Annotated in this window: 3 protein-coding genes; all 3 read right to left on the bottom strand. The window is 74.0% G+C overall.

Going from position 1 to position 1,996, the window contains the following annotated elements; translation table 11 throughout:
* Positions 1-9: 9 nt before the first annotated feature.
* Positions 10-345: a DUF6507 family protein gene (locus tag DQW06_RS28550; protein ID WP_013155569.1), complete on the bottom strand. Its 336-nt coding sequence runs from the start codon at positions 343-345 to the stop codon at positions 10-12.
* Positions 342-659: a cell envelope biogenesis protein TolA gene (locus DQW06_RS28545; protein WP_117199645.1), complete on the bottom strand. Its 318-nt coding sequence runs from the start codon at positions 657-659 to the stop codon at positions 342-344. Before DQW06_RS28545 ends, DQW06_RS28550 begins: the two co-directional genes overlap by 4 nt.
* Positions 660-895: 236 nt before the next feature.
* Positions 896-1,996: DUF6177 family protein (locus tag DQW06_RS28540; RefSeq protein WP_117199644.1), on the bottom strand; the 1,101-nt coding region annotated here is incomplete at its 5' end.

Raw genomic sequence — 1,996 nt, 5'->3', positions numbered from 1 at the left:
GGGGTGGCGTCAGAGGTCGAGGTTCTCGCCGGTGCCCGCCTGGCTCTGGGCTTCGGCGGCCATCTCCTCCTGGCCCTGGTTGTAGGCCAGCGTGGCGTCGTTGGCGCCCTGCAGGCACGACAGGGCGCGGGTGAACATGGCGTCGGTCTCGCCGGTGAAGTGCTCGAAGAACCCGGACAGGGCGGCCTCCACGGGCGGGCTCTTGGCGTTGGTCAGCGCCATCTCGATCCCGTCGGCGGTGGAGTCGATGGTGTCGGAGAACCCGCCTCCTTCGAGACCGAGCTGGTCGCCCAGGTCACCCAGGACCAGCGAGACCCCGTAGACGTCGATGTTCCACCGGCTCATCGGCTCTCCTTTCCGGGGGTGTCAGCGGCGAACCGGTGCGCGTGGAACAGCGCCCCGGCCCCGGCCTCCGGGGCTTCGGCGGCGTGAACGCGGGCCTCGGCCGTGCTCTGCTCCGCGACGCGGGCCCGCAGCAGCTCCAGCGAGGCGCGCACGCCCTCGACCGCCCTGGCCCTGCGTTCCCACACGGGCCTAGGGAAGGCCGCGTCCGACTCCTTGAGGACCACGATCCCGTCGGTGGGCGCCGGGTCCCGCGGTTCGGCGACAGCGGCGTTCCCGTCCGACTCGTCCGACGGCTCCACCAGTTCGAACTTCATCCGGTCGCTGCCCTCCCTCGTCGACTCCGCGGTCCGCCCGGCGGACTCCAACAGCAGTATGCGCGTATGGAGTGACGTTCCACGATCGGTCCCGGTTCCGCGGGAGACCCCGCTCCGGCGGTGGTCAGGCGCGGGGTCACCGGCCGAGCCGAGCGGAACACGCAGGTGGGAACAGTGAAAGTGACGTGCGTCACTACCGCTCCGGAAAAGGGCGACGGGACTCCCCCAGGAAAGGCTCAGCCCCTCTTCGCGGAGGCCGCGGACAGGTACTCCGTCTGCCTCCGCATGAGGTCCAGGGCGCGCAGGGGCGCCACCGCGTCCTCCACCACCGGGTACCAGACCGCCCGGGCCCCGTCCGCGCCGACGAGCGTGCCCGGGATCGGCCCCGCCTGGGCGCGGCCGGTCCCGATCCGGCGCAGCCGGTCCGGCCCGACCGCGAGCCCGACCGGGACCGCGGGCCCCGCCCACACCGGCGCGTAGGTGACATCGGCGCGCCCGGGGACGCGGCGTACGCGCAACCCGTCCAGCAGTCCCTCGGCCGCCAACGCCTCCACCAGAGCCGGAAACGCGTCGGAGGGCACGGCGTCCCCGTTCTCGAACCCGGCCACCACCGACACCCGCTCCAGGACCCTGCTCCCGCGCCGGGCCAGGTGGAGCTGTCCGGCGAAGGGGCGCCCCCCGCCCAGCGGACCCGACAGGTACAGGATCGAGGGCCTGGATCCGCGTTCACGCACGTAACCGGCCATCCGGTCGCGGTCCCAGGCCATGAGCGCGGGCTCGTGCGGACCCCACGCCGACGGCGCGGTCCCCGCCACGTGCTCGGAGACGACCTCCGCCACGCGGCCCAGGTCCGGGGTGAAGGGGTCGCCGTGGAGCACGGACACGTCCACCACGATCTGCGTTCCGGCGCTCTCGGTGTCGTCCGCGAGGAACCCCGAAACCGGCTCGGCGTCCGGATGCCCGGCCGCCCACGCCAGCCCGGCCGGTTCCCTGTCCGCGCGGAACCCCTGCTCGTCGTCCCAGCGCACGGGCAGGCCGGTGATGCCGTCGTAGTGGCCGCCGTCCTCGCCCCGCACCACCCAGCGCCCCAGCGTCCCGGCCGCGAAGGTGCGTACCGCGTAGGTCAGACGGGCGGTGGGCGGGGTGAGCACCTGGAGCGTCCTCTCCCCGACGTGCGTGGCCACCGCGTCGCTGAGCCAGGACGAGAACGGCACCACCGCCCGGTCCTGGGCGACCAGGAGCGCCCCGGTCGCGGTGCGTTCGACCGCCGGGTGCTCCGACTCCTCCCACAGCCCGAAGTCGGCCCGCCCCGAGGTCCACACCGCCCCGCCGAGCCG

The sequence above is a fragment of the Nocardiopsis sp. TNDT3 genome (assembly GCF_003427465.1).
Classification (GTDB): Bacteria; Actinomycetota; Actinomycetes; order Streptosporangiales; family Streptosporangiaceae; genus Nocardiopsis; species Nocardiopsis dassonvillei.
Note: the sequence above shows the minus strand (reverse complement) of the source record. Positions and strands in the feature narration are given on the sequence as shown.